Below are 3,404 nucleotides of genomic sequence, written 5' to 3' on the forward strand. Positions count from 1 at the left end.
AGGAGTGAAAATTGTTATCTCACACTTTTTTCATTATAACCGATAACTCATCAACTTATTTATTTTTCATTCCTTATTCTTCCAACAAGGGCAGGGAGATGCCTTAGTAACCTATGAAAATGAAGTGATTTTAGCTGGAACGAACCGACCCAAAACCAGTTACTTTGTTCCTCCCCTCAATATCTCTATCGATAATCCCGTGGCGATAGTTGATAAAAACGTGGATAAGCATGGAACGAGAGAAGTGGCAGCAGCCTTTGTCGATTTTCTCTATTCAGACGAAGCTCAGCAAGAATTCGCCAAATTAGGCTACCGTTCGGTCAATCCCTTTATCGCTCAAGGCACAGAGGTGCAATTTCCCCCAATTAAAACTTTGTTCAATGCTCAAGATTTAGGAGGGTGGCCTTCGATCAAAGAGAAGTTTTTTGCAAAGGATGGCATCTTCGATCAAATTAAGGGCAAGTCCTGAACCTAAACGCCTAATTCACTTTCATTTTTCCAAATTTACGCTCAAATCCTATGAAATTTCCTCGTTGGTTTTACCTAATCCCTCTCATCGTCACGGGCAACCTGATGACGAGTTGTGGCAACTCAGGAGAGAAGGAACAGCAAATTAGTATCGATGGTGGTGCTGTGGGCTTTGGCGTTTCCCTCGCCGTCGCCGAAGAATACCAAAAACTTTATCCCAATGCCCAAGTCAGCGTAGCTGCCAGTGGCACAGGGGGAGGGTTTAGCAAGTTTTGTGCTGGAACCCTTGAGATTGCGGGGGCTTCTCGCACCATCAGAGACGAAGAAATCAAAAAATGTGAGGAAAAAGGAATCGAATTTATTGAACTGCCCATGGCTCTTGATGGTCTTGCGGTAGTGGTTAATAAGGAAAATAACTTTGCTAAATGTCTAACGATTAAGGAATTAGACACAATGTGGAATGCAAAATCGGAAGGCAAAATTACCAGTTGGCAGGAAATTAATCCAGAATTTCCTGACGAAAAACTGTTGCTTTTTGCCCCACCTTCCGATACGGGAACCTTTGATTATTTCACCCAAGCCGTAACTGGTAAAAGGAGAAATAGTCGTACCGACTTTACCCCCAGTCGCAACCAAAATACCCTCGTTCAAGGGGTGATTGGCAATAAATCAGGACTGGCCTATCTGGGAATTGCCTTTTTGCTCCAAAACCAAGACAAATTGAACGCGGTGGGGGTTGAAAATGCGGATGGAAAGTGTGTTAAACCAGTTCCCCTTGATAACGTTCTGAGAAATATCTATAGCCCCCTCTCTCGCCCCCTCTTTATCTACGTCAATAAAAAAGCCCTTGAAAGCAATCCTTCCCTGGAAAAATTCGTGAAATTCTATTTAGAAAATTCTTGGAAATGGGTGGATGGTGTGGGCTATGTGGCGTTACCCGATGAAGCTTATGTGAAAACTAAGCAAAAATTTGAGCGGCGTGAAACCGGAACGAAATTCAAAAAAGCCAAACCCGGTGAACCCATTACTAATTTTATTTAAGGAGGAAATCTCAAGCCCATGACCCTAACTCCTAGTTCCTTTGATGACTCCCTTTTCGCTGCGGATGACTTCTTGCTTAAGAAGGCTTCTGAAGATGTCCCAGAAAAGATTATTGGTGCGGTTTTATTTGCCTGTGCCTTCGTGTCCGTTGCCACCACCTTTGGTATTGTCTGGATCATTTTCCAAGAAACCTGGGGTTTTTTCCAAGAAGTATCCTTAGCCCAGTTTTTTCTGGATACCCGATGGACTCCCCTGTTTGCCGAGGCCCATTTTGGCATCTGGCCGCTGCTGAACGGAACGTTCTTAACATCTGCGATCGCTATGAGTGTAGCAGTTCCTTTGGGGTTATCTTCAGCCATTTACCTGAGTGAATATGCCCAACCGAAAGTGGCAGCCGTGTTACGCCCTGCTGTGGAGTTATTGGCGGGAATTCCCACAGTAGTTTACGGTTACTTTGCTTTGCTCTTTGTCACTCCGGTTCTGCGGCATCTTTTCCCCTTAGAGATTTTTAATGCCCTCAGCGCTGGGTTAATGATGGGCATTATGATCACCCCCACCGTCGGTTCCATCAGTTTAGATGCCATTCAATCCGTTCCCCGTTCTCTGCGGGAAGGTTCCTATGCTTTGGGCATTACCAAACTAGAAACCATTTTTAAAGTGGTGCTTCCGGCGGCTTTGTCTGGGATTATGGCTTCGATTATTTTAGGCGTTTCCCGTGCAGTGGGAGAAACCATGACAGTTCTGATTGCGGCTGGATCGCAACCCCGCATCACCGCCAATTTCATGGAATCTGTCGCTACCATGACCGCTTTTATGGCGGAGATTTCGGGGGGAGATAGTCCCAGGGGTAGCCTCAGTTTTAAGACTTTGTATGCGGTGGGAGCAGTTCTCTTCGTGATTACACTGTCTCTCAATATGGCCAGCTTTTGGATTTCTAATCGCTTTAAGGAAAAATACGACTGATTGCTATGGTTAAATCTTCTCCAACAAACAATTCCGTCAACACTGCCGAATTTACCGACAATATAGAACGCCGAGAAGCGATCGGTAAAGTCTTTGAGTATCTTTTCTTACTTGGATTACTCATCGGTTTATTTGTCCTCGCCTTGCTGGTTCTTAATATCCTCCATGATGGATTTGGCAGATTGATAACACCGGGGTTTCTCACAGAAACGCCTTCCCGTTTTGCGGAACGAGGAGGTATCCGTCCAGCCATTATTGGAAGTTTCTTGTTAGGAGCGATCGTCCTTCTGGTTGCGGTTCCCATTGGGGTAGGGGCTGCTTTGTACCTAGAGGAATACGCTCCTAAAAAGTGGTGGACTGCCCTGATTGAGATTAATATCGGGAATTTAGCGGGGATTCCTTCTATTGTCTATGGCTTACTGGGTTTAGGGGTCTTTAACTATTTACTAGGGTTTGGGCCTACCTTGATTTCGGGGGCATTAACCCTTGCCCTATTGTCTTTACCCGTCATTATCGTCACGGCGAGGGAGGCGATTCGGGCTGTTCCCGATTCCCTCAGAAATGCTTCCTATGGATTGGGAAGTACCAAATGGCAAACTATTCAACACCATGTCTTACCCTATGCCATTCCGGGAATTCTGACTGGGGTGATTATTTCTGTCTCCCGCGCCATTGGAGATGCTGCTTCTTTGGTTGTGGTGGGTGCTGTCAGTTTTCTCACGTTTAATCCGGGTTTATTCCAACGATTTATGGCGTTACCCATTCAAATTTTCAGCTATATCACTCGTCCTGAACTCCTGAACGGGAGCATCCCACTTTTGTAGTCAGTATAAATACTCAAACAATTGTCTGGCGAAGCTGATGGCATAATAGAAAGCAGATAAATTACCATAATCCAAGTTCGCATGACCCCAGAAGAACAGCAGAAGATC

General features: G+C 45.1%; 4 protein-coding genes. All 4 read left to right on the plus strand.

The features are described from left to right. Nucleotides 1-61: 61 nt before the first annotated feature. Genes QUA02_RS32945 through pstA form a run of 4 tightly spaced genes read left to right on the plus strand, consistent with a single transcriptional unit; the run spans nt 62 to nt 3,296 of the window. Nucleotides 62-469 (plus strand): substrate-binding domain-containing protein, encoded by a 408-nt coding sequence (locus QUA02_RS32945; RefSeq protein ID WP_333033926.1) that lies wholly within the window; start codon nt 62-64, stop codon nt 467-469. A 50-nt stretch (nt 470-519) separates the two neighbouring features. After that, the gene (locus tag QUA02_RS32950) at nt 520-1,509 is read left to right on the plus strand and encodes a PstS family phosphate ABC transporter substrate-binding protein (protein ID WP_333033921.1); all 990 of its coding nucleotides are present in this window, start codon (nt 520-522) and stop codon (nt 1,507-1,509) included. Between the two features lie 18 nt (nt 1,510-1,527). Then, entirely contained in the window at nt 1,528-2,472 is a 945-nt protein-coding gene (gene pstC / locus QUA02_RS32955) for a phosphate ABC transporter permease subunit PstC (protein WP_333033922.1), read from the plus strand. 5 nt (nt 2,473-2,477) lie between these two features. Next, nucleotides 2,478-3,296: a phosphate ABC transporter permease PstA gene (gene pstA, locus QUA02_RS32960; RefSeq protein WP_333033924.1), complete on the plus strand. Its 819-nt coding sequence runs from the start codon at nt 2,478-2,480 to the stop codon at nt 3,294-3,296. Nucleotides 3,297-3,404: the final 108 nt, after the last annotated feature.

Source organism: Microcoleus pseudofavosus SVA1_A4 (genome assembly GCF_036700565.1).
In the GTDB taxonomy this organism is placed as follows: Bacteria; Cyanobacteriota; Cyanobacteriia; order Cyanobacteriales; family Microcoleaceae; genus Microcoleus.